At 63.0% G+C, this 19586-nt stretch carries 14 protein-coding genes and 1 tRNA gene; 4 read left to right on the forward strand and 11 right to left on the reverse strand.

All coding sequences use genetic code 11. The annotated features are described in order from the left end of the window. Positions 1–23: 23 nt before the first annotated feature. The 3 genes from AC0L2D_RS00585 to AC0L2D_RS00595 all read right to left on the reverse strand — a co-directional run bounded on the left by AC0L2D_RS00585 (position 24) and on the right by AC0L2D_RS00595 (position 6543). The gene (locus AC0L2D_RS00585; RefSeq protein ID WP_473540099.1) at positions 24–3392 is read right to left on the reverse strand and encodes an SPOR domain-containing protein; all 3369 of its coding nucleotides are present in this window, start codon (positions 3390–3392) and stop codon (positions 24–26) included. Positions 3393–3495: 103 nt separating this feature from the next. Then, the gene (gene argS, locus AC0L2D_RS00590; protein ID WP_013531290.1) at positions 3496–5253 is read right to left on the reverse strand and encodes an arginine--tRNA ligase; all 1758 of its coding nucleotides are present in this window, start codon (positions 5251–5253) and stop codon (positions 3496–3498) included. Positions 5254–5328: 75 nt separating this feature from the next. Then, complete coding sequence (locus tag AC0L2D_RS00595; RefSeq protein ID WP_013531289.1) at positions 5329–6543, reverse strand: deoxyguanosinetriphosphate triphosphohydrolase; 1215 nt, start codon at positions 6541–6543, stop codon at positions 5329–5331. Positions 6544–6633: 90 nt separating this feature from the next. On the opposite strand from AC0L2D_RS00595, the gene erpA reads away from it, so the two are divergent. The 4 genes from erpA (at position 6634) to AC0L2D_RS00615 (ending at position 8580) form a co-directional block, all read left to right on the forward strand. After that, the gene (gene erpA / locus AC0L2D_RS00600; RefSeq protein WP_013531288.1) at positions 6634–6981 is read left to right on the forward strand and encodes an iron-sulfur cluster insertion protein ErpA; all 348 of its coding nucleotides are present in this window, start codon (positions 6634–6636) and stop codon (positions 6979–6981) included. A gap of 1 nt (position 6982) precedes the next feature. Beyond that, the gene (locus AC0L2D_RS00605) at positions 6983–7378 is read left to right on the forward strand and encodes a VOC family protein (RefSeq protein ID WP_063172326.1); all 396 of its coding nucleotides are present in this window, start codon (positions 6983–6985) and stop codon (positions 7376–7378) included. 17 nt (positions 7379–7395) lie between these two features. Continuing rightward, positions 7396–8190: an exodeoxyribonuclease III gene (xth, locus tag AC0L2D_RS00610; RefSeq protein ID WP_013531286.1), complete on the forward strand. Its 795-nt coding sequence runs from the start codon at positions 7396–7398 to the stop codon at positions 8188–8190. Between the two features lie 135 nt (positions 8191–8325). Continuing rightward, the gene (locus AC0L2D_RS00615; protein ID WP_244506831.1) at positions 8326–8580 is read left to right on the forward strand and encodes a hypothetical protein; all 255 of its coding nucleotides are present in this window, start codon (positions 8326–8328) and stop codon (positions 8578–8580) included. A gap of 50 nt (positions 8581–8630) precedes the next feature. Here the strand turns inward: AC0L2D_RS00615 and AC0L2D_RS00620 are convergent, their stop codons facing one another. From AC0L2D_RS00620 to AC0L2D_RS00655, 8 genes are all read right to left on the reverse strand, one after another. Further along, the gene (locus AC0L2D_RS00620; protein ID WP_013531284.1) at positions 8631–9470 is read right to left on the reverse strand and encodes a tetratricopeptide repeat protein; all 840 of its coding nucleotides are present in this window, start codon (positions 9468–9470) and stop codon (positions 8631–8633) included. Continuing rightward, positions 9457–11181, reverse strand: a complete 1725-nt coding sequence (gene ilvD, locus AC0L2D_RS00625; protein ID WP_473540100.1) for a dihydroxy-acid dehydratase — start codon at positions 11179–11181, stop codon at positions 9457–9459. The genes AC0L2D_RS00620 and ilvD overlap by 14 nt, the downstream gene beginning before the upstream one ends. Before the next feature lie 306 nt (positions 11182–11487). Next, positions 11488–12708 carry an OmpP1/FadL family transporter gene (locus AC0L2D_RS00630; RefSeq protein ID WP_063172327.1) on the reverse strand — a complete coding sequence of 407 codons (1221 nt, stop codon included), beginning with the start codon at positions 12706–12708 and terminating at the stop codon, positions 11488–11490. A gap of 359 nt (positions 12709–13067) precedes the next feature. Beyond that, entirely contained in the window at positions 13068–15851 is a 2784-nt protein-coding gene (locus AC0L2D_RS00635) for a valine--tRNA ligase (protein WP_473540101.1), read from the reverse strand. A 219-nt stretch (positions 15852–16070) separates the two neighbouring features. After that, positions 16071–16892, reverse strand: a complete 822-nt coding sequence (locus AC0L2D_RS00640) for a PopZ family protein (RefSeq protein ID WP_473540102.1) — start codon at positions 16890–16892, stop codon at positions 16071–16073. A 215-nt stretch (positions 16893–17107) separates the two neighbouring features. After that, entirely contained in the window at positions 17108–18499 is a 1392-nt protein-coding gene (locus tag AC0L2D_RS00645) for a TolC family outer membrane protein (RefSeq protein WP_013531279.1), read from the reverse strand. A 181-nt stretch (positions 18500–18680) separates the two neighbouring features. Then, positions 18681–19349, reverse strand: coding sequence for a protein-L-isoaspartate O-methyltransferase family protein (locus tag AC0L2D_RS00650; protein WP_024503837.1), 669 nt, complete (start codon positions 19347–19349; stop codon positions 18681–18683). 90 nt (positions 19350–19439) lie between these two features. After that, a tRNA-Cys gene (locus tag AC0L2D_RS00655) sits at positions 19440–19513 on the reverse strand. Positions 19514–19586: the final 73 nt, after the last annotated feature.

A 19586-nucleotide genomic window follows, 5' to 3' on the forward strand; every position in this document is an offset into this window, starting at 1 on the left:
CTTTCAATCGGTTGGCTCCGGCTTTAGCGCGAGACGAAGCAGTTGCCGCCGGCGGCCTTGTAGCTGGTGCACAAATTGATCGCGTCATTGCGTGACTGGGCCGGAACGCGCACGCGGTAGAACGTGCCTTTGCCGGCGATCTCGGCCTTGACGATGTTGGCGGTACGCCCGGCAAGCACGCTGCCATAGCGGCGCTGCAGATCCTGATAGCTGGACTGGGCGCTTTCGACGGTCGGCTGCGAGGCGATCTGCATCGACCACGAGCCACCGCCGGCCGCGGTCGATGCCGGATCGATGGACGCAACCTGATCGGGCTTGACCTCGCCGACGACATCGACCGGCTGGTCGGACGGACGCTGCGGCGCGAGCGGAACCTTTGCCGGCGTGTTGGCCGATTGGGCCTTGGCCTCGGCCTTCGGCTTGGCCACCGGCTTGAGGGCCGGCTCGTCGTCCGCCTGGGCGGCGGCAGGCGCCACGGTACCGGTCTGGTCGGCATCGGCTTGCGCCGCCGGGGCGACATGCTGCGGCGCCGGATCGACCGGCTCGGTAGCGGCCACTTGCGGAGCGGCGGGCGCCGCCGGATCTTCACGCGGCACCAGCGAACCGTCCGACTTGACCACCATAGTCCTCACCTTGCGCGGTGCAATGGCGACGACATCGGCATTTGTACCCTTGTCTGCATCCTGCAGCACCTGCGCGATGCGGTCCTCGGACTTGGGAGCTGGCGCCGTATTGTCGGCCAAAGCAGCGCCGGCCATCGGCGCGGCATTGCCGACATCGGTTCCAGCGCCGGCTGCATTCTGGTCCGGCGAAAGATCGATGGCGCGGGCCGGGTCCTTCGCCTGCACGTCCACCGGCTCTTCGGTGTTGGTGACCAGCTTTTCCTGGACCGGCTCGGCGGGCTTGGCGCCCCTGACCGCGTCGTAGACCTTGTTGTCCTGGTTGGGCACCACGGCGCCGCCCGGATTCTCCGGCTTGACCTTGATCGGCGCGTTGTCGGCCTTGACGATGACGGGCGCTTCGCTGCCGCCCTTGCCGCCAAAGGACAGCGCAAAGGCACCGAGACCGCCCGCGACCGCGACCGCGCCGACAATCGCGGCGATGAACAGGCCGCGTCCGCGCGACGGCCTTGCGGCCTCACGCTCGCCGAGACCCGGAACAGCCATCTCCTCGTCGAGTTCGGGATCGTAGTCGAGTTCATCGACGGTGAAATCATCGGCTTGGGAAGCCGGCTGGCTCCCCGGCAGGTTGTCGAGGTCGTAGCCCGAGGCGTCGGCATAACCCGTGGGCGGCGCCGCGCGGGCAGACATTTCCATCGGCCGCGCCGCATAGGTTCGCGCTTCCGGCTCATAGCCCGACTTGATCCCATCATAGCCCGGCTTGACCCCGTCATAGCTCGGCTTGACCCCGTCATAGCCCGGCTTGAGGCTGTCATAGCCCGGCTTGAAGCCCGCGGCATAGGAGCCATCATCGTAAGACGCGCCGGCCGCGTTGCCTGTGGGAGCGGCAGCGACCTCCACCGCGTTCATCTCGGAGAGAAGGCTGGAGAACTCGGCATCGAGATCGTCATAGCCAGGCGACGCCGGCTGGTCTTCCTCGAAGTGCAGTTCGGGGATATCGAGATCGTCCGCCAGCGCCACGACACGCTCGGGCACATCGACCGTCTCGACATCGGGCATGTCTTCGTAACGCGCCGGCTGGCGCGATTGCGGCGCCGATACTGGGGCAGCGGGAGCCAAGGTTTCGACCGGCTCGGACGAACCATAGGACGTCATGGCGGCGACTGCCGGCGCTGCGGCCATGGATGATGCCACCGAAGCGGCCGGCTGAGCGCTAAACGTAGGCTGCGTGCTGAATGACGGCTGCTGCGGAACCGGCGTCACGCGGCTCCACGAACGCGTCGGCTCTGTCGGTTGGGAACGCTCCGCAAGCCAATCGAAAGAATCCGCCGAATTGTCCCGGGGAGCGGCTTCGTCACGCGGATCAAGGCCCTGGGCCAAAGCCGCGTCCAACGCATCATCGTCGAAATCGACATCGCCAATGGTGTCCGAGTTCGGATCCTGGAGTTCATCAAGCATAAGATCGTCAATATCCGCGTCGGCCGCTTGGGCCGTGCCAACATGTCGATTCTGCTCAGGCGTGGTTTCGTCAAGATCCCAGTCGAGGTCGCCGACAAGGTCGGCCGGTTCCTCGGCAGGCTCGGCAACAGGCGGCGGGGCAGCGACAGCCGGCTGAGCCGTGACCGACTCGCTGGCCGCCGGCGCCGTTCGGGAAGTCATGGCGCCCAGCAGCGCATTCAACTCGTCTTCCAGGCTCCGTTCGTCCGCAATCGGGGCGTGCACCGCCGGCGCGACATTGGCTTCTGGCGCCGCCGGCTGGATCGTAGCGGCAGCAACTTCGGCGACCGGCTCTTCGACCGTTTCGGCGAACGAATCTTCAAAGTTCAGGTCGAAGGCATCGTCCGACAGGCCTTCAGGGCTGGAAATCTCGCTTGTTGAGTCCGCAGCATCGGCAAGCACTTCATGCGCTTCCGGCTCGTCGAAGGCGATCGGCTCATCCGCGCGAACGTCGAAATCCATGTCGACATCGGCCATGGCATCGTCGAGGCCAGCAAAGCTCTCGTCGGAGATTGCCTGGCCGTCAAGCGCCGCCGCCTGCTCCGGCATGGCATGCTCGAGGGGATCTGCGGCCATGAATGACTGTTCCGCCGCCGAATGGTCGTCGAGCATCAGCTCGTCTTCAAGCGACATTGCCACCGCATCGTCGAATTCGTCATCGGAGGCAACCGGCTCGACAGAAGCGGGCGTATCGGCAACGCTGTACAGGGCCTCTTCGGCTTCCTCATCGATCCGAAGGTCCTGGTCGAGCGAGGCGGCAAGCTCGTCCGCCATCGACTGATCGTCCTCGAAGGGGGACACGTCCTCGAGCGAACCGGCGACGGCAACGCCAATATCGGACGCGAAAGCGGGCTCGACGGACGGCACGGCCTCAGCGGCGACCGCATGGCTGGCGCCGGCGACGTGGTCGTCGATCTCAGCCATGTCCAGTTCGAAATCGTCGTCGAGCGACACCGAAAGCTCGTCGTCCATCGCGCCGGCGTCAGCCGCTTCGAATGCCGGCTCATGCACGAAAGTCGGCTCATGAGCCTGGACAACCGGAGCGGCGTCGCTGTCGTCAGCGCCGAACTCGCCCATCATTTCTTTCTCGAGATCGATATCGAAATCGCCCTCTTCGAGCCCGTGATCGGCGGCTGGGGCCTGCGGCTGGGCGGGCGATTGCGGCCTGACCGGCTGGCGCGGGTCGAATCCCATGATCCTGGTCAGTTCCGCGAACGGATCATCCTCAGCGATGTCGTTGTTGTCGGCTACTCTCAGCTGGGTTCTGTCTGCCATTATTGTTCCCGAACTCGCACTCATTCGGACGCCATGGACGTCGCGTAGGGTTGGCCCTTACCAGCGCAATGTGGGCAAAAGGTGACAGGTTATTTAGTCAAACCTAACGCATTTCAGTGGGCGCGGCGGCCCCGATCAACGTCAGGCCGGACGTCAAAACGTCCGAAACAGCCTGCACCAGCCCTAGTCTGGCATGCGTCAATTGTCGGTCGTTAACCTTAACAAAACGTAAGTCCGGATTATCCGTGCCACGGTTCCAGTGCCCGTGGAAGCTGGAAGCCAGATCATAGAGGTAAAATGCCAGCCGATGCGGCTCGAGCGCAAGGGCGGCGGACTCGATCAGCCGCGGGTATTCGGCAAGCTTGCGGATCAGGCCGATCTCGCCCTCGTCGGTCAGCAATGCCGCGGCGGATGCCAGGCTGTTGCGGTCGAAATTGGCTTCGCCCAGTTGCTCGCTCGCCTGCCGGAACACCGAATGACAGCGCGCCGAGGCGTACTGGACATAGAACACCGGATTGTCCTTGGACTGCTCGGTCACCTTGGCGAAATCGAAATCCAGCGGCGCATCGTTCTTGCGATAGAGCATCATGAAGCGGATCGCGTCGCGGCCCACCTCCTCCACCACTTCGCGCAGCGTCACGAAATCGCCCGACCGCTTCGACATACGCACCGGTTCGCCCTCGCGAAACAGCTTGACCAGATTGCAAAGCAGCACGGTGAGCTTGACCTCTTCGCCGGCAATCGCCCGCGCCAGGGCTTCCAGCCGCTTGACGTAGCCGCCATGGTCGGCGCCGAGCACGTAGATCAGGTCGACGAAGCCGCGATCGACCTTGTCCTTGAGATAGGCAACGTCGGCGGCGAAATAGGTGAATGAGCCGTCCGACTTGACCAGCGCCCGGTCCATGTCGTCGCCGACCGCGGTCGAGCGGAACAGCGTCTGCTCGCGGTCCTCCCAATCGTCGGGTTTCTCGCCCTTGGGCGGCGGCAGCTTGCCCTTGTAGATATGGCCCTTCAGCGTCAGATCGTTGATCGCGGAGCGGATCTTCCTGGCATTGTCGGCGTGCAGCGTGCGCTCGGAGAAGAACACGTCGTGATGCACGTTGAGCATCGCCAGGTCCTCGCGGATCATCGCCATCATCGCATCGATGGTGCGGTCCTTGACGATGGCGAGCGCCTCGTCATCGGGCATCTGCAGAAGCGAGCGGCCGAATTCCGCGACCAGCGCCTGGCCGACTGGCACCAGGTAATCGCCCGGATAAAGCCCGGCCGGAATCTCGCCGATGTCGTCACCCAGCGCTTCGCGGTAACGCAGGAATGCGGAACGGCCGAGCACGTCGATCTGCGAGCCGGCGTCGTTGATGACGTATTCCTTGGTCACGTCGTAACCGGCGAAGGCCATCAGATTGGCAAGTGCGTCGCCGACGACAGCACCCCGGCAATGGCCGACATGCATCGGTCCGGTCGGATTGGCCGAGACATATTCGACATTGGTCTTCCTGCCGCCGCCAACCGTCGAGCGGCCATAGTTGCGGCCCTCGCCGAGCAGTGCGGTCAGATGTGTCTGCCAGAAGCCGTCCTTCAGCCTGAGATTGACGAAACCGGGGCCGGCCACCTCTGTTGCCGCGACATCCTTGTCGTCGCGCAGCGCCTGCGCCAGTCTTTCGGCCAGCGCGCGCGGGTTCTGGCCGGTCGGCTTGGCCAGCACCATTGCCGCATTGGTCGCCAGGTCGCCATGGCTGGCGTCGCGCGGCGGCTCCACGGCAATGCGCGACAGGTCAGGCGAAATGCCGTCTTTGTCTTTCAAATCAAGCGCTTCGACGGCTTTTATGATTCGCGCGGTGAAATCGGCGAAGATGTTCATTTGTCTGACTCTGGGGTCTGGCTCTGGCGGCTTTGCAGCGAATCCGGCCCGTTGGCCGGCAAAATCGAGCCCGCCCTAGCCCAATTCAGGCGTATGGTCAAACAAACGCCGGTGTTCCTTGAGCGCGTAGGTGTCGGTCATACCCGCCAGGAAGTCGGCGACGCTGCGCGCCTTGATGCGATCATCGGCCCGATCCAGCCCCTCGCGCCAGCCGTCCGGCATGGCGCGCGGATCGGCGAAATAGGCGTCGAACAGATCCTTGACGATCTGCTCGGCATCCGCGCGCACCCGCATAACCTCCGCGTGCCGGTAGAGGTGCTTGTACAGAAAGGCCTTCAGTTCCTTCTCCAGGGCAGCCATTTCGGCCGAGAAAACCACCATCGTCTCGCCAGCTGCCCTCACTGCATCGGCGCTCGGCGGCCTGATGCGATCGAGATTGGCGGTCGTCGACCTGATCACGTCTTCGACCATGGCCGTTATCTGCCGCCGCATCAGTTCGTGGCCGGTGCGCACGGCATCGAGGGAGGGATAGCGTTCGCGCACGCCTTTCAGGATCGTTCCCGGCAGCGAAACCGTCTCCAGCATGTCCAGCGTCAAGAGCCCTGCCCTCAACCCGTCGTCGATGTCATGCGTGTTGTAGGCGATATCGTCGGCGATCGCCGCGCATTGCGCCTCGATGCCGGCGAACCGGTCAAGTTCGAGATCGTGCAGTTGCGAATAATCACGGATCGCCTGTGGCACCGGCCCTTTCAGACCCTTGCCGTTGGCATCCGTCAGCGGCCCATTGTGCTTGACCAGGCCTTCCAGCGTTTCCCAGGTCAGGTTGAGCCCGTCGAATTCGGCGTAGCGCGCCTCCAGCCTTGTCACGATGCGTAGCGATTGGGCGTTGTGGTCGAAGCCGCCCCAGGCGGCCATCTTCTCGTTGAGCGCGTCCTCGCCGGTGTGGCCGAAGGGCGTGTGGCCGAAATCATGCACCAGCGCCACCGCCTCGGCCAGATCCTCGTCGCCGCGCAGCGCCCGTGCCAGGGCGCGCGCTATCTGCGCCACTTCGATCGAATGGGTCAGCCGGGTGCGATAGTGGTCGCCTTCATGGGCGATGAAGACCTGCGTCTTGTGCTTCAGCCGCCGGAAGGCCGTCGAATGGATGATACGGTCACGGTCCCGCTGGAATGGCGTGCGGGTCGGGCTCTCCACCTCGTCGAACAGCCGTCCGCGCGAGTTTGCCGGATCGCAGGCATAGGCGGCGCGTGGCCGATAGCCGAATCCGATGTCGCCCAACTCACTGGTCATGGCTGATGCTGCCGCGTTTGACTTAGCCAGGTTGACTTGGCCCCTCGCGCTTCATACCTATCATGTGAAACCGAAAGCAAGGTGACGCCCATGGGCGCTGATGCCAAGACTGCCATGAAAGTCGATATGACCGAGGCCGCCGCCAAGCGGATCGCCAGGATTGTCTCGAACGAAGCCGGCAAGACGGCGCTGCGCGTTTCGGTCGAAGGCGGCGGCTGCTCGGGCTTTTCCTACAAGTTCGATCTGGTCGATACGCGCAACGACGACGACGTAGCCATCGAGAAGGACGGCGCCACCGTGCTGATCGACGATTTGTCGCTGGTCTATATGGGCGGCTCTGTGATCGATTTCGTTGACGATCTGATGGGCCAGTCGTTCCAGATCCGCAATCCGAACGCCGTCGCCTCCTGCGGCTGCGGCACGAGTTTCTCCATATAGAATGCCTGCCATCGGTGCGGTCCGTCAGATCGCGCTGTCGGCTGGTCGTGACCTCGACGTGACGCTGGCTTTCTGGCGCGACGTGCTGGGCATGGCTGTCCATGCACGCTTCGATCCGCCGGGCATCGCCTTCATCATGGCCGGAGAAATCAGGCTGCTGTTCACCGACGGCGTACCGGCCGGAACCGTCTATCTCGACATATCGGGCCTTGATCAGTTCCATGCCTCGGCTGCTGCCGCCCGCGTGCCTTTCACCGCGCCGCCAACGCTTGTCCATCGCGACACGGACGGCCAGTTCGGTCCAGCGGGGGAAAGCGAATGGATGGCCTTCCTAAAGGACCCGGCTGGCAATACGATCGGCCTCGTCGAACGCCATCCGCCGCAAGAGCCCAACTGAACAGCATCGAGACCGCCATGAAAATCGTCACCTGGAACATCAACGGTGTCCGCGCCCGCATCGGCAACCTGACCCATTGGCTGACCGAGAGCGCACCCGACATCGTCTGCCTGCAGGAGATCAAGACGGTCGACGAGCAGTTCCCGCGCGCCGAGATCGAGGCGCTTGGCTACAATGTCGAAACCCATGGCCAAAAGGGTTTCAACGGCGTCGCGCTGTTGTCGAAGCTGCGCTTCGACGAGGTGATCAGGGGCCTGCCCGGCGACGATGCCGATGAACAGGCGCGTTTCATCGAAGGCGTTTTCTCAACCGACAAGGGCGCCTTGCGTGTCGCCTCGCTCTATCTGCCGAACGGCAATCCGATCGATGACGAGAAGAAGTTTCCTTACAAGCTGTCCTGGATGGCGCGGCTTGAGCGCTGGGCCGAAGAACGGCTGAGACTTGAGGAGGCTCTGGTGCTCGCCGGCGACTACAACGTCATTCCCGAGCCGATCGACGCGCGGTTTCCGGAGAATTGGCTGGGCGACGCCCTGTTCCAGCCGCAGACGCGACAGGCCTTCCGTCGGCTGCTCAATCTTGGTTTCACCGAGGCGGTGCGCGCGGTCACCGACGCGCGCGACACTTATACGTTCTGGGACTATCAGGCCGGCGCTTGGCAGAAGAACAACGGCATCCGTATCGACCACCTGCTTTTGTCGCCGGAAGCCGCCAACCGATTCTCATCGGCCTCTATCGAAAAGCATGTGCGCGCTTGGGAAAAACCGTCCGACCATGTCCCGGTGGCGATCGATCTCGCGCTTCAGCCGGCTTGAGAGAACCCTCGCCGGGCCCGTCTGCGCTGAACCCTCATATCGCCACATTTCGCGCCGTTCATTGCAGACCAGCATGGCGGCTGGGGTTCCATGAGCACACGATTTCATCTTTGTCCCATTGGCCTGGCATTTGCCATGGCCGTTCCTGGTACGGCATTTGCCGACCAGGAATGCCTGGCCAATGGAAAATCCTACCAGATCGGTCAGGTCGCCTGCCTGACGGTGGCCGAGCAGAGCCATCTGGCCCGCTGCGATATGGTGCTCAACAACACCTCGTGGACGAAGATCGGGGATAGCTGCCCGGAAAACACGCTGGCGCCACACCCCCATGTCACGCCGATCTCGACGCCGGCGCCCAGCATGGTGCCGACGGAGCCGATCGCGAACTGAGCCAATCTCCCGCTTCGTGGGGGAGATCGGCAGTTCAGCCGCCAGCAAAACTACTGGTCCGCGTTGTTGCCCTTGGTGAGGATATCATCGGCCAGCGAGATGGCGGTGCGACGGTCGGCCTCGCCGGCGGTGGCAAATGCCTCTTCCTGCATGCCGCGGATCCAGGGCTGGTCAGCCGGCGAAGCGCGTTCGAGCGCTGCCGTCATCATCGCCAGGCCGCGAACGATCTTGCCGCTCTGGAACAACAGATGGCCCAGCGTCGCCTGGGCGCCGGCATGGCCTTTCTCGGCGGCGAGTTGGAACCAGCGCCCGGCCTGCTTGACACTGGCCTTCACCCCGCCCTCGCCCTTCAGGAACATCTGCCCCATCTCGAACTGTGCGTTCGGGTTACGGTAGTTGGCAGCCGCGCGCATGTAGTATTCCTGGGCCGCCACCTCGTTCTCGGTGACCGGGCTGCCGGGAATGCCCGTGCGCAAATAGTCGCCAAGCGCCACCAGCGCATCGGAGACATAGCTTTCCTCGGGCGAGCCGGGCTCGACATCCTGGTCGACGATCTCGGAGAAGAACTTGAACGCCTCATAGTCGTCGCGCGCCACGCCGTCGCCCTCGGCATACATGCGGGCAAGCTTCCAGGTGGCGCCGATCTGGCCGTTTTCGGCGGCGTATTTGTAGGCCTCGGCAGCCTGCTCCTTGTGGCCGTTCTTGTAGGCGGAGAAGCCGAACTGGAAGACCGCCCAGGGGCTCGATTGCGGCTTCACCCCGGTCTTGTCGTCGAACACCTTGTCGTCGAAGGCCATGGCCTGGCCGACGGCGCCAAAGGTCGCGCCAAACGTGGCGGCCACGACCAGTGCCGAAAAGACAGATGACCTCAACAACTCAGATGTCCGCATAACAGTGTGTTTCTTTCGCACCGCCCGGATGGGTCACCGCGCCATCGCGCGCCGGCCCTACCGTCTGTGCATATTTCCACATCGCGCCCGACTGATAATCGGTCGCGCGCGCCTTCCATGTCTTTGCCCTCGCCGCCAGTTCGCTATCGGACAACGCCACATCGATCGTGCCGTTCACCGCGTCGATCGAGATCACGTCACCATCCCTGAGCAGTCCGATCGGGCCACCCACGGCTGCTTCGGGGCCGACATGGCCGATGCAGAAACCGCGCGTCGCGCCCGAGAAGCGCCCGTCGGTGATCAGCGCCACCTTGCCGCCCATGCCCTGGCCGTAAAGTGCTGCCGTCGTCGACAGCATTTCGCGCATGCCGGGGCCGCCGCGCGGTCCTTCGTAGCGAATGACGAGAACCTCGCCTTCCCTGTAGTTGCGATGCGTCACCGCCTCGAAACATTCCTCTTCCGAATCGAAGCAGCGGGCCGGACCGGAGAATTTCAACTCCGCCATGCCGGCGACCTTCACGATCGCGCCTTCGGGGGCCAGGTTTCCCTTCAAGCCCACGACACCGCCGGTTTGGGTAATGGGTCTGTTGGCCGGGCGGACCACATCCTGATGCTCATTCCAGACAACGTGCTGCATGTTTTCGGCCAAAGTGCGGCCAGTCACCGTCATGCAATCGCCATGCAGATAGCCGTGATCGAGCAGGGTCTTCATCAGCAGCGGAATGCCGCCGGCCTCGAACATGTCCTTGGCGACATATTTGCCGCCCGGCTTGAGGTCGGCGATGTAAGGCGTCTTCTCGAAGATCTTGGCCACGTCGAACAGGTCGAACTTGATGCCGGCCTCGTGCGCGATCGCCGGCAGATGCAGTGCCGCGTTGGTCGAACCGCCGGTAGCCGAGACCACGGTCGCCGCATTCTCCAGCGCCTTCAGCGTGACGATGTCGCGCGGCCGGATATTTCTGGCGATCAGCTCCATGATCTTTTCGCCCGAGGCGAAATTGAACCGGTCGCGCATTTCATAGGGTGCCGGCGCGCCGCAGGAATAGGGCAGCGCCAGGCCGATCGCCTCGGCGACGGTCGCCATGGTGTTGGCGGTGAACTGGGCGCCGCAGGAACCGGCCGAGGGACACGCGACCTGCTCGATCTCAAGCAGTTCGTCATCGCTGATCGTGCCGACTGAGTGCTGGCCGACCGCCTCGAAAACATCCTGCACGGTGATCTGGCGGCCGCGATAGCTGCCGGGCAGGATCGAACCGCCATAGATGAAGATCGACGGCACGTTGAGCCGCACCATGGCCATCATCATGCCGGGCAGCGACTTGTCGCAGCCGGCGAGCCCAACCAGCGCGTCATAGCAATGGCCGCGCATGGTGAGCTCGACCGAATCGGCGATGACCTCGCGCGACACCAACGACGACTTCATGCCCTGGTGACCCATGGCGATGCCATCGGTGACGGTGATGGTGCAGAATTCGCGCGGCGTGCCGCTGGCGGCCGCGACGCCCTTCTTGACCACCTGCGCCTGGCGCATCAGCGAAATGTTGCAGGGCGCCGCCTCGTTCCAGCAGGAGGCGACCCCGACCAGCGGCTGCGCAATCTCGGCCGCCGACAAACCCATGGCATAGAGATAGGAACGATGCGGCGCACGCGCCGGACCGACGGTCACATAGCGGCTAGGGAGCTTAGCCTTGGAGATGACTTTGGCGTCCATACTCTTCCTTGCCCCATCTTCCCTGCAAATGGGGCGGAGCGGCCTGCCCCCTCGCCGAGCCTTTTGGCGCGTGTCCCGAGACAAGATCGAGGTGCGCCGGGTTTATGGCGGGAAATGGGCAATTTCCTCAGCCCGGCTTCCAGCGCAGGGGTTGTTCAGAAACTGTTGCCAAAACGTCACAATAGCAGGAGGGCGGCAACAGCGCGGCTTATGTGCACGCGGCCTATAGGAATGGCGCACGGGCAAGAGCCGCCCAAATGAAAAAGGCCGGGTATTGCCCGGCCTTTTTGTAAAATTCTCAACAGGTTAGAACTTGATCTTGATACCGCCAGAAATTGCCGTGACCAGATCGTTGCCGAAGTCATAGCTGTCATCGGTGCCCGCGATGTAGCCGTTCTCGCCAGCCAACTCCCCTGAGTGGCCGCTGGTCAGCACACCGACCGCGCCTGCCAGACGAACCTCGATATTCGGCGTGGGCGTATAGGCAACGCCACCACCCAGCGTCCAGGTATCGGTCTGTGCACCATAACCATGCGACGTGCCACGATCCCAGGAAAGCTGCCCGGCGGCACTCCACTGATCATTGAACTTGTGGCCGATACCGCCCGTGACAGTCCAGCCATCACGATACATCAAGTCGAGTGAAGTTAGTTGGCCCAGACCATTCGTTACGCAGAATGAGGAAGGTGTACCTTGGGCACAGATCGGAACGCTTTGCAGGACGCTCCAATTGACCCACTTGATCGAACCGAAAGCGAGCCAGCCGGGTGCGATGCCCGACTGCAGTTTCAATTCGAGTGAATCCGGCATTGACTCCTCCGCACCGTAAATCGGTACAGATACGATGCCGCCGATGTTCAGAGTACCGGAGATATTGTCGAGCTTCACTTGTGAATTGTAGACAAGGCTGGCGCGCAGCGCGATATCTGGAATTTCATAAGCGACGCCCGCACGCCAGCCCCAGCCATCTGCCTCCAGATCGACACGACCGACCATCGTGCCGAAGCCGATATCTGTGTAGTTCTCCTTGAAGCCATAGATCTTCTGGTAGAAAACGCCGCCTATGAACCGAAGCTGGCCCTTGCCGGCGTCCATCTTGTAGGAGCAGGTAGCCGCGTAGTTGTCGCTCTTGATATCGGTTTCGATATTCGAAAACGCACCGTTCCACGCATTTCCCGGCGCCGTATGTGCACCCCAGGGCTGCGAATAGTCGACCATGCAGTCGACGCCTTGAACAACTTGGACCTTAGCTCCAATGCGCGGAACCCAATAGCCTTCGGCTCCGTCGGCCGAGGTGCCCAAACCGAGATCGGCTCCGCCCGGACCGCGCGCATTCTTGTACTTGCGATCCGGCATCACATAGGTCGCTTCCGCTTCGGTCGCGAACGGAGCCGGATCGAACAACAGGTCGATATCGTAGCCAGCACGCTCCAGGCCGCCGGCATGTGCCGGATTCATCGCCGTCCCGATCAAAGCCAGCGAAAAGCAGCCCGCCCCCAGCAGCGCCTTCAGTCGCAGAATAGTCATGAAATGTCCTCCCCCGAATTCGAGTGCACCAAGCTAGAACCAATTCAGGTTAACGGTGCAACAACGAATTCGCGGGCGTACATGTACACACTGGCCAGCCGCATTTTCGAGGAAATGCAACCGGGTGCGGCAAGGCCGAAAAATGGTCTGTGAAGGCTGAGCGGCTCTCAAAAAACAGGGAGAACCATCCAAAAAGGCTCGAAAACAGGCCTTTTTTGGGCTCCAGGAGCCCCATTGTTACATTATGGCAACAATGGGGCTAAAACTTCCGTTTACGTCAATATTAACGCAACGGAATGCTGATTTTCGAGGCTGAAAACCAGCATTTTAGAGGGGTCTAAAGTCTCGCGAATCTATCCTCAACCGGCGTCGCGAACCCTGGCCAACGCGATCGACAGCTTGTCCTGTGCATCGCGGTATTCGGCGAGCTTTTCACGCTCGGCATCGACGATCTCGGCCGGCGCGCTGGCCACGAACCTCTCGTTCGACAGTTTCTTGTGCAGGCGTGCGATCTCCTCGGTCACCTTGGCCAGTTCCTTCTGCAACCGTGCAGCCTCGGCGGCGAGGTCGATCAGGCTGCCAAGCGGCAGGCAGATCGTCGCCTCGTTGAGCACGATCTGCGCCGAACCCTTGGGCGCGACATCGGCAAGCGAGATGTCGCCGACCCGCGCCAGCCGCTTGATCGCCGAATCCTCGCGAACGAGGCGCTCGCGTGTCACATCGTTGGCGCCGACCACGACGAGCGGTGCGATGGCTGCCGGCGGCACGTTCATCTCCGAACGCACGGAGCGGATGCCGGAGACGAGGTCGACCAGCCAATTGATGTCCGCGGCGGCCTCGGCGTCTTCGAAATCCGGCGACGGCCACGCGGCATGGCACAGCAGCGAGGGGCGTTGCTTGCCTTCGCCAGCGGTCTGCGCCCACAGTTCCTCGGTCATGAACGGCATCATCGGATGCAGCAGCTTGTAGATCTCGTCGAGCACGAAGGCGACACAGGCTCGGCTTTCGGCCTTGGCCGCCTCGTCGGTGCCCATGAACACCGGCTTCAACAGTTCCAGATACCAGTCGCAGAACAGGTTCCAGACGAAGCGGTAGGCGGCACCCGCCGCCTCGTTGAAGCGGTATGAGGTGATGCCGTCCGTGATCTCGCGCGCCGCCCGCGTCAGCTCGGTGAGGATCCAGCGGTTGACCGCCAGTTTGGCGTCGTTGAGCCAGAAATCGTCATTGCGCGCGACCTCGTTCATCTCGGCAAAACGCGTCGCGTTCCACAGCTTGGTGCCGAAATTGCGATAGCCGGCGATGCGCGCCGGATCGAGCTTCACGTCGCGGCCCTGCGCCGCCATCACCGTCAGCGTGAAGCGCAGCGCATCGGCGCCGTATTCGTCGATCAGGTCGAGCGGATCGATGACGTTGCCTTTCGACTTCGACATCTTGGCGCCGTTCTTATCGCGCACCAGCGCATGGACATAGACGGTGTGGAACGGCTCCTCGTCCATGAAGTGCAGGCCCATCATCATCATGCGGGCGACCCAGAAGAAGATGATGTCGAAGCCTGTCACCAGCACGTCGGTCTGGTAGTAGGTCTTCAGCTCGGGAGTCTCATCGGGCCAACCCAGCGTCGAGAACGGCCACAGCGCCGACGAGAACCAGGTGTCCAGCACGTCCCCGTCACGGGTCAGGATCTCGCCCGGCTTGAAGTTCTCCAGCTTGTCCTCGACCCAGGCCTTCCACGGTCCTTCCAGCGCCAGATAGAATTCGATCGCGGCGCTCAGCGCCTCTTCCTCGGTCTTCTCGACGAAGACGCGCCCGTCCGGCCCGTACCAGGCCGGAATCTGGTGGCCCCACCAGAGCTGGCGCGAGATGCACCAGGGCTGGATGTTCTCCATCCAGTCGAAATAGGTCTTTTCCCAGTTCTTCGGCACGAAGTTCGTGCCACCTTCGCGCACTGAAGCGATCGCCGGTTTGGCCAGCTCCGCCGCATTGGCATACCATTGCTCGGTCAGGAATGGCTCGATCGGCACGCCGCCGCGATCGCCATGCGGCACCGCGTGGCGATGCGGCTCGACCTTTTCGAGGAAGCCGCCCTCTTCCATCAGCTCGACGATCTTCTTACGCGCGACGAAGCGATCGAGGCCGTCGAGTTCGTCCCAGACCGCCTGGCGCTCCGGCGTCACCTCGAGACCGGCAAGGAAATCCTCATTGTCCCTGAGACTTACCGCCGCCTCCGTGGTCAGGATATTGATCGCCGGCAGCTTGTGGCGCTTGCCGACCTCGAAATCGTTGAAGTCGTGCGCCGGCGTGATCTTGACCGCGCCCGAACCTTTTTCCGGATCGGAATACTCATCCGCCACCACGGGAATCCTGCGGCCGACGATCGGCAGGACGATGTTCTTGCCGACAAGATGCCGGAAGCGCTCGTCGTCGGGATGCACCGCGACGGCCGTATCGCCCAGCATCGTCTCCGGGCGCGTCGTCGCCACCGTGATGAAGGTTTTCGGGTTTTCCGGGTCGAAGACCTTGCCTTCGACGGGGTAGCGGAAGTGCCAGAGATTGCCATTGACCTCCTGCTGCTCGACCTCGAGATCGGAGATCGCGGTGAGCAGCTTGGGGTCCCAGTTCACAAGACGCTTGTCCTTGTAGATCAGCCCTTCCTTGTAGAGCGTGACGAACACTTCGAGCACCGCCTTGGACAGGCCTTCGTCCATGGTGAAGCGTTCGCGTGACCAGTCGGCCGAGGCGCCGAGCCGCTTCAACTGGTTGAAGATGGCACCGCCGGATTCGGCCTTCCACTCCCACACTTTCTCGATGAACTGTTCGCGGGTCAGGTCGCGGCGATGGATCTGCTTTTCCATCAGCTGCCGCTCGACCACCATCTGCGTGGCAATGCCGGCATGGTCCATGCCCGGCTGCCACAAGACGTTCTTGCCGCGCATGCGCTCGAAGCGCACCAATATATCCTGCAGCGTGTTGTTGAGCGCGTGTCCCATATGCAGTGAGCCGGTGACGTTCGGCGGCGGGATGACGATGGTGAAGGCCTCCGCCCCCTCCTCGGCCCCGGCACCGGCGCGAAACGCGTCGGCCTCTTCCCAGACTTTGGCGATCTTCGGCTCGACGGTTTTGGCGTCGTAGGTCTTTTCAAGCATGGGAAAATGGTCCGCGCTGTCGGGAGTTTTGCTGGTCCGGTGTAAATCGGAAGGTTTTGGCCAAGTCAACCGCAAGGGCTGTCTCGGACCCTCACAACCAGATAGGCGCGGCCTCAGTCATTTCAACGCAAAGCGATCCGTCGTCCTGCCGACAACGACTTCACCAAAAGAAACGGCGCCACGAAGGCGCCGTTTCCTCTGGGCAATCGGCATGGGGAACTACTGCGCCCCGCGCGCCACGCGCTCGATCTCCTCGCGCACCAGCCTTTCGACCAGTGTCGGCAGATTGTTGTCGAGCCAATCCTGCAGCATCGGCCGCAGCATCTCTTCGGCCATCTCGTCGAATGTCTTCTTGCTGCGGCTGGCAAACGCGTCGGAAAGCTCGCCAAAGGCAGCCGCGACCTGACGGCCGGTGTGCTCGGAAACGATCGCCGGACGCGGCGCGTCGCTGGCCGCCACCGGCCGCACCACGCTTGCATCCGGACGAGACGGCTCGGTAGCCGGTTTCGCGGTCGGTTCATCCCCTGGAGCCTCCATCGACGGCTGGGCAGCCGTCTTGCGGGCTTCGCTCCGGTCTGGCACCGCCGCCCTCGCCTGCTCGCCAACCGCGGCGATCTCGCGACGCCAATCGGCGATGGAAGCATCGGCGACAGGACGCGATATTGGCGCTTCAGCCGTGATTGGCTCCGCTGCAACGCCGGCGCTGACCTCGGCGAGTGTCATCGATGGCCTTGCCGGGCTGGGATCGGGGCGCACCGGCGTTTCCATGCGCGCCACCACCGGCTCGGCCGGCGGCAGCTGTGACTGGACTTCCGCCAGCGTGACAGGCTTCCTGCCCTCGGGGGCGGCATGCAGGTCGGCACGAAAAGCTTCCACGTCGGGGGCTGCATAGGCGCTCGACGCGCGCTCCAGATCCTGGCTCAGCTCATCGGCGTCGCCCGGCTGCTTGCGGCCGCCGTCGCTGTCCTCGATGATCCGCCTGATGGAAGCCAGTATCTCTTCCATGGAAGGTTCGCGCTGTGCGCTGCTTGCCGTTGCCATCGTCACATCCGCCGCCCTTGTGACCCCTGTTGGGTTTTCCGCTCCGGCAGAGCCGGATCGAATCATGGCCACAGCGTAACCGACGGATCGCCGCACGAGAATCCCCAATCTGGGGACTTGTGGGATTTCAACAGATTAGCGCCATCTGAACCCGAGAGCCGCAGCGCGAAAGATCCTGCTCAAACCGGGAACACGGCCAGTTCAGGCCGAACGCCTCAGCGGCCGTCCGGCGTGCGCAGTCCGTACCACTTGTCCTTGACCGCGTTGTAGTGCTCTTCAGGCTTGTATTTCGCTACCTGCAAGCCAAGGCGGTCGACGGACAGACGGCCGGTCGCCTGCAGGATGGCGTAGCTCGCCACCACCACATCGTGTTCGTAACCGGCTTGGTTGATCTGGGCGGTGATGACCGTCGCCTGCGCATTGAGGACGTCGAGCGTGGTGCGCTGGCCGACATTGCGCTCTTCGATGACACCGTTCAGTGCCAGCTTCGCGGCTTCGATCACTTGCCTGTTGGCCGTCAGCTGCTGCTGCGCGGCGGTGTACTCGGTCCAGGCGGCGGTTACGGCCTGGCGCACCTGGTCGCGGCTGACGTCGACCTGGATGCGGGCCTGGCTGAGTGATTCCTTGTTCTGGCGCACGATCGCCGAGGTGCGGCCACCTGAATAGATCGGGATGGTCAGCGTTGCCCCGACACTGGCCGAATTGGTCGTGCCATCCTGCGAACCGACGCCTGGCAAAGGCGAGGTATTGCGATAGGCGCTCGAAACGCCGGCGGAAGCCGACAGCTGCGGCAACAGCGCGCCTTCGGCCGACTTCACCGAAAACGCGGCGGCGTCGACCAGATGCTGCGTGGCAAGGATGGCCGGATGCTCGTTCGAGGCCACCCCGACGGCGGCGGCGAGGCTCGACGGCAACAGCTTTGCCACCGGCGAAGCGCCCTTGAGCTTGCCCGGCTCGTCGCCGACGATCTGGCGATAGAGCGCCGCACTTGCCAGCGCCTGCGCCCGGGCAGCACTCAGCGATGCCACGGCGGCGGCGCGTGAGGCGTCGGCCTGGGCGACATCGGTGCGTGTGCCTTCACCAACTTCGAAACGCGAACGCGCCGCGCGCGCCGTCTCGGTCAGGAACTGCAGGTTCTGCTCGGTCAGCACGGCGACCTGCCGGTCGCGAATGACGTTCATATACGCTTGCGCCGCGCTGAACAGGATGCCCTCTTCAGTGTTGCGCAGGCTTTCGACCGAGGCCCGGACCTGCGCTTCAGCGGCAGCAACATTGTTCCTGGTCTGAAAGCCGTCGAACAGCGTCTGGTCGATCTGAACGCCAAAATTGCCGGTGGTCAGCCGCACGCTTGAATTGGTGCCGTTGAGATGGCTGCTCGAATAATCGATATCCGCCGAGCCGGTGACAACCGGGCGGTAGCCCGACTTGGCGATGGCGACCCCCTCATCGGTGACGCGAACGCCGGCACGGGCCGAATTCAGTGAAGAATTGTACTGGTAGGCCTTTGCAAGCGCGCCGGAGATGGTTTCGGCTGAAGCGGCCAGTGGGGACAGCATGGTCGCCGAAACGAGGACGGCGGTGAAAAGTGACTTGCGTAAAGACGGCACGGTTAAACCCTCATTCGTTTTCCATGGGAACCGCGCCGCGCCTGCTTCTCTCATAGATCAGCCGGCGCCGCGTGTTCGTGTTCCCTGCTGCTCACCCCCAAAGTGCCCCCAGTTTGGCATCAGCAGCGATCGTTCAAATGCAAGCGACCATGACAAAGCCTCTGCTGCAAGGCCAAATCATTCAGAATTCGAAAGCACGAATGCGTTCAAACCCCGGTAGTGGCTTAATTGCCGCATTAAATGCACGTCTTCCGGTTACAACCCCCCCGGCCTTGAAAAAGAGACGGGCCACGCCGGAATTGCCCTGCCCTTCGACGGCGACGAGTCGGCCGCCTTCGGCAAGCTGGTCGAGCAACGGGGCCGGCACTTCCGCGACACTGCCACCGATAAAGATAACATCATAAGGCGCCTTGGCGGCATGCCCCTGCGGCAACGCGCCCTGGACGACGGTCACATTGCCGCAGCCAAGCGACGAAAGCGTCGATCTGGCGGTTTCCGCCAGCGCCGAATCGTTTTCGAGCGCCACTACGGACCCGGCCAGCCGCGACAGGATGGCCGAGGCGTAGCCCGTTCCGCAACCGACATCGAGCACCGAATCGGTCGGGTTGATCTCGGCCAGCTGGATAAGCTTGGCCAACGGCGACGCTTCCATCAGGTAGCGCGAACCGTCCGCGCCGGCTGCAATGCGGATGTCCTCGTCGATATAGGCGAGATCGCGCTGGGCGGCGCCGACAAACATCTCTCTTGGGACGACAAGCATTGCATCGAGCAGCGGCGCGCTGGTCACATCTGTGGTGCGGACCTGGCCGTCGACCATCTTGACGCGTAGTTCGGAGAAATCAGCGCTCATGTCCCAACCAGTCCGCTTGCCGCGCCAGAACCGCGGTCCATTGTGTCAGGAACTTCAGGCCCCTGCGCTGCCGCGCGGGGGCCCGGGCATTGGAGGCCTCGCCCGGAATCGAACCGGGGTGCAAGGATTTGCAGTCCTCTGCGTAACCACTCCGCCACGAGGCCTCATTGCTCCCGGCGTTCCACCCGGTTCCAATAGGTTGCGGCGAAAATGCCGTCAAGCGGCCACCTTGCATTC

Source organism: Mesorhizobium sp. WSM4833 (assembly GCF_055811095.1).

Bases quoted from the DNA above. Each gene is read 5' to 3' on its own strand.
- AC0L2D_RS00595 (WP_013531289.1), bottom strand. From the start codon at position 6,543: ATGACCAGTGAGTTGGGCGACATCGGATTCGGCTATCGGCCACGCGCC.
- argS (WP_013531290.1), bottom strand. From the start codon at position 5,253: ATGAACATCTTCGCCGATTTCACCGCGCGAATCATAAAAGCCGTCGAA.
- erpA (WP_013531288.1), top strand. From the start codon at position 6,634: ATGGGCGCTGATGCCAAGACTGCCATGAAAGTCGATATGACCGAGGCC.
- xth (WP_013531286.1), top strand. From the start codon at position 7,396: ATGAAAATCGTCACCTGGAACATCAACGGTGTCCGCGCCCGCATCGGC.
- AC0L2D_RS00620 (WP_013531284.1), bottom strand. From the start codon at position 9,470: ATGCGGACATCTGAGTTGTTGAGGTCATCTGTCTTTTCGGCACTGGTC.
- AC0L2D_RS00635 (WP_473540101.1), bottom strand. From the start codon at position 15,851: ATGCTTGAAAAGACCTACGACGCCAAAACCGTCGAGCCGAAGATCGCC.
- AC0L2D_RS00605 (WP_063172326.1), top strand. From the start codon at position 6,983: ATGCCTGCCATCGGTGCGGTCCGTCAGATCGCGCTGTCGGCTGGTCGT.
- AC0L2D_RS00640 (WP_473540102.1), bottom strand. From the start codon at position 16,892: ATGGCAACGGCAAGCAGCGCACAGCGCGAACCTTCCATGGAAGAGATA.
- AC0L2D_RS00630 (WP_063172327.1), bottom strand. From the start codon at position 12,708: ATGACTATTCTGCGACTGAAGGCGCTGCTGGGGGCGGGCTGCTTTTCG.
- AC0L2D_RS00650 (WP_024503837.1), bottom strand. From the start codon at position 19,349: ATGAGCGCTGATTTCTCCGAACTACGCGTCAAGATGGTCGACGGCCAG.
- AC0L2D_RS00585 (WP_473540099.1), bottom strand. From the start codon at position 3,392: ATGGCAGACAGAACCCAGCTGAGAGTAGCCGACAACAACGACATCGCT.
- AC0L2D_RS00615 (WP_244506831.1), top strand. From the start codon at position 8,326: ATGGCCGTTCCTGGTACGGCATTTGCCGACCAGGAATGCCTGGCCAAT.
- ilvD (WP_473540100.1), bottom strand. From the start codon at position 11,181: ATGGACGCCAAAGTCATCTCCAAGGCTAAGCTCCCTAGCCGCTATGTG.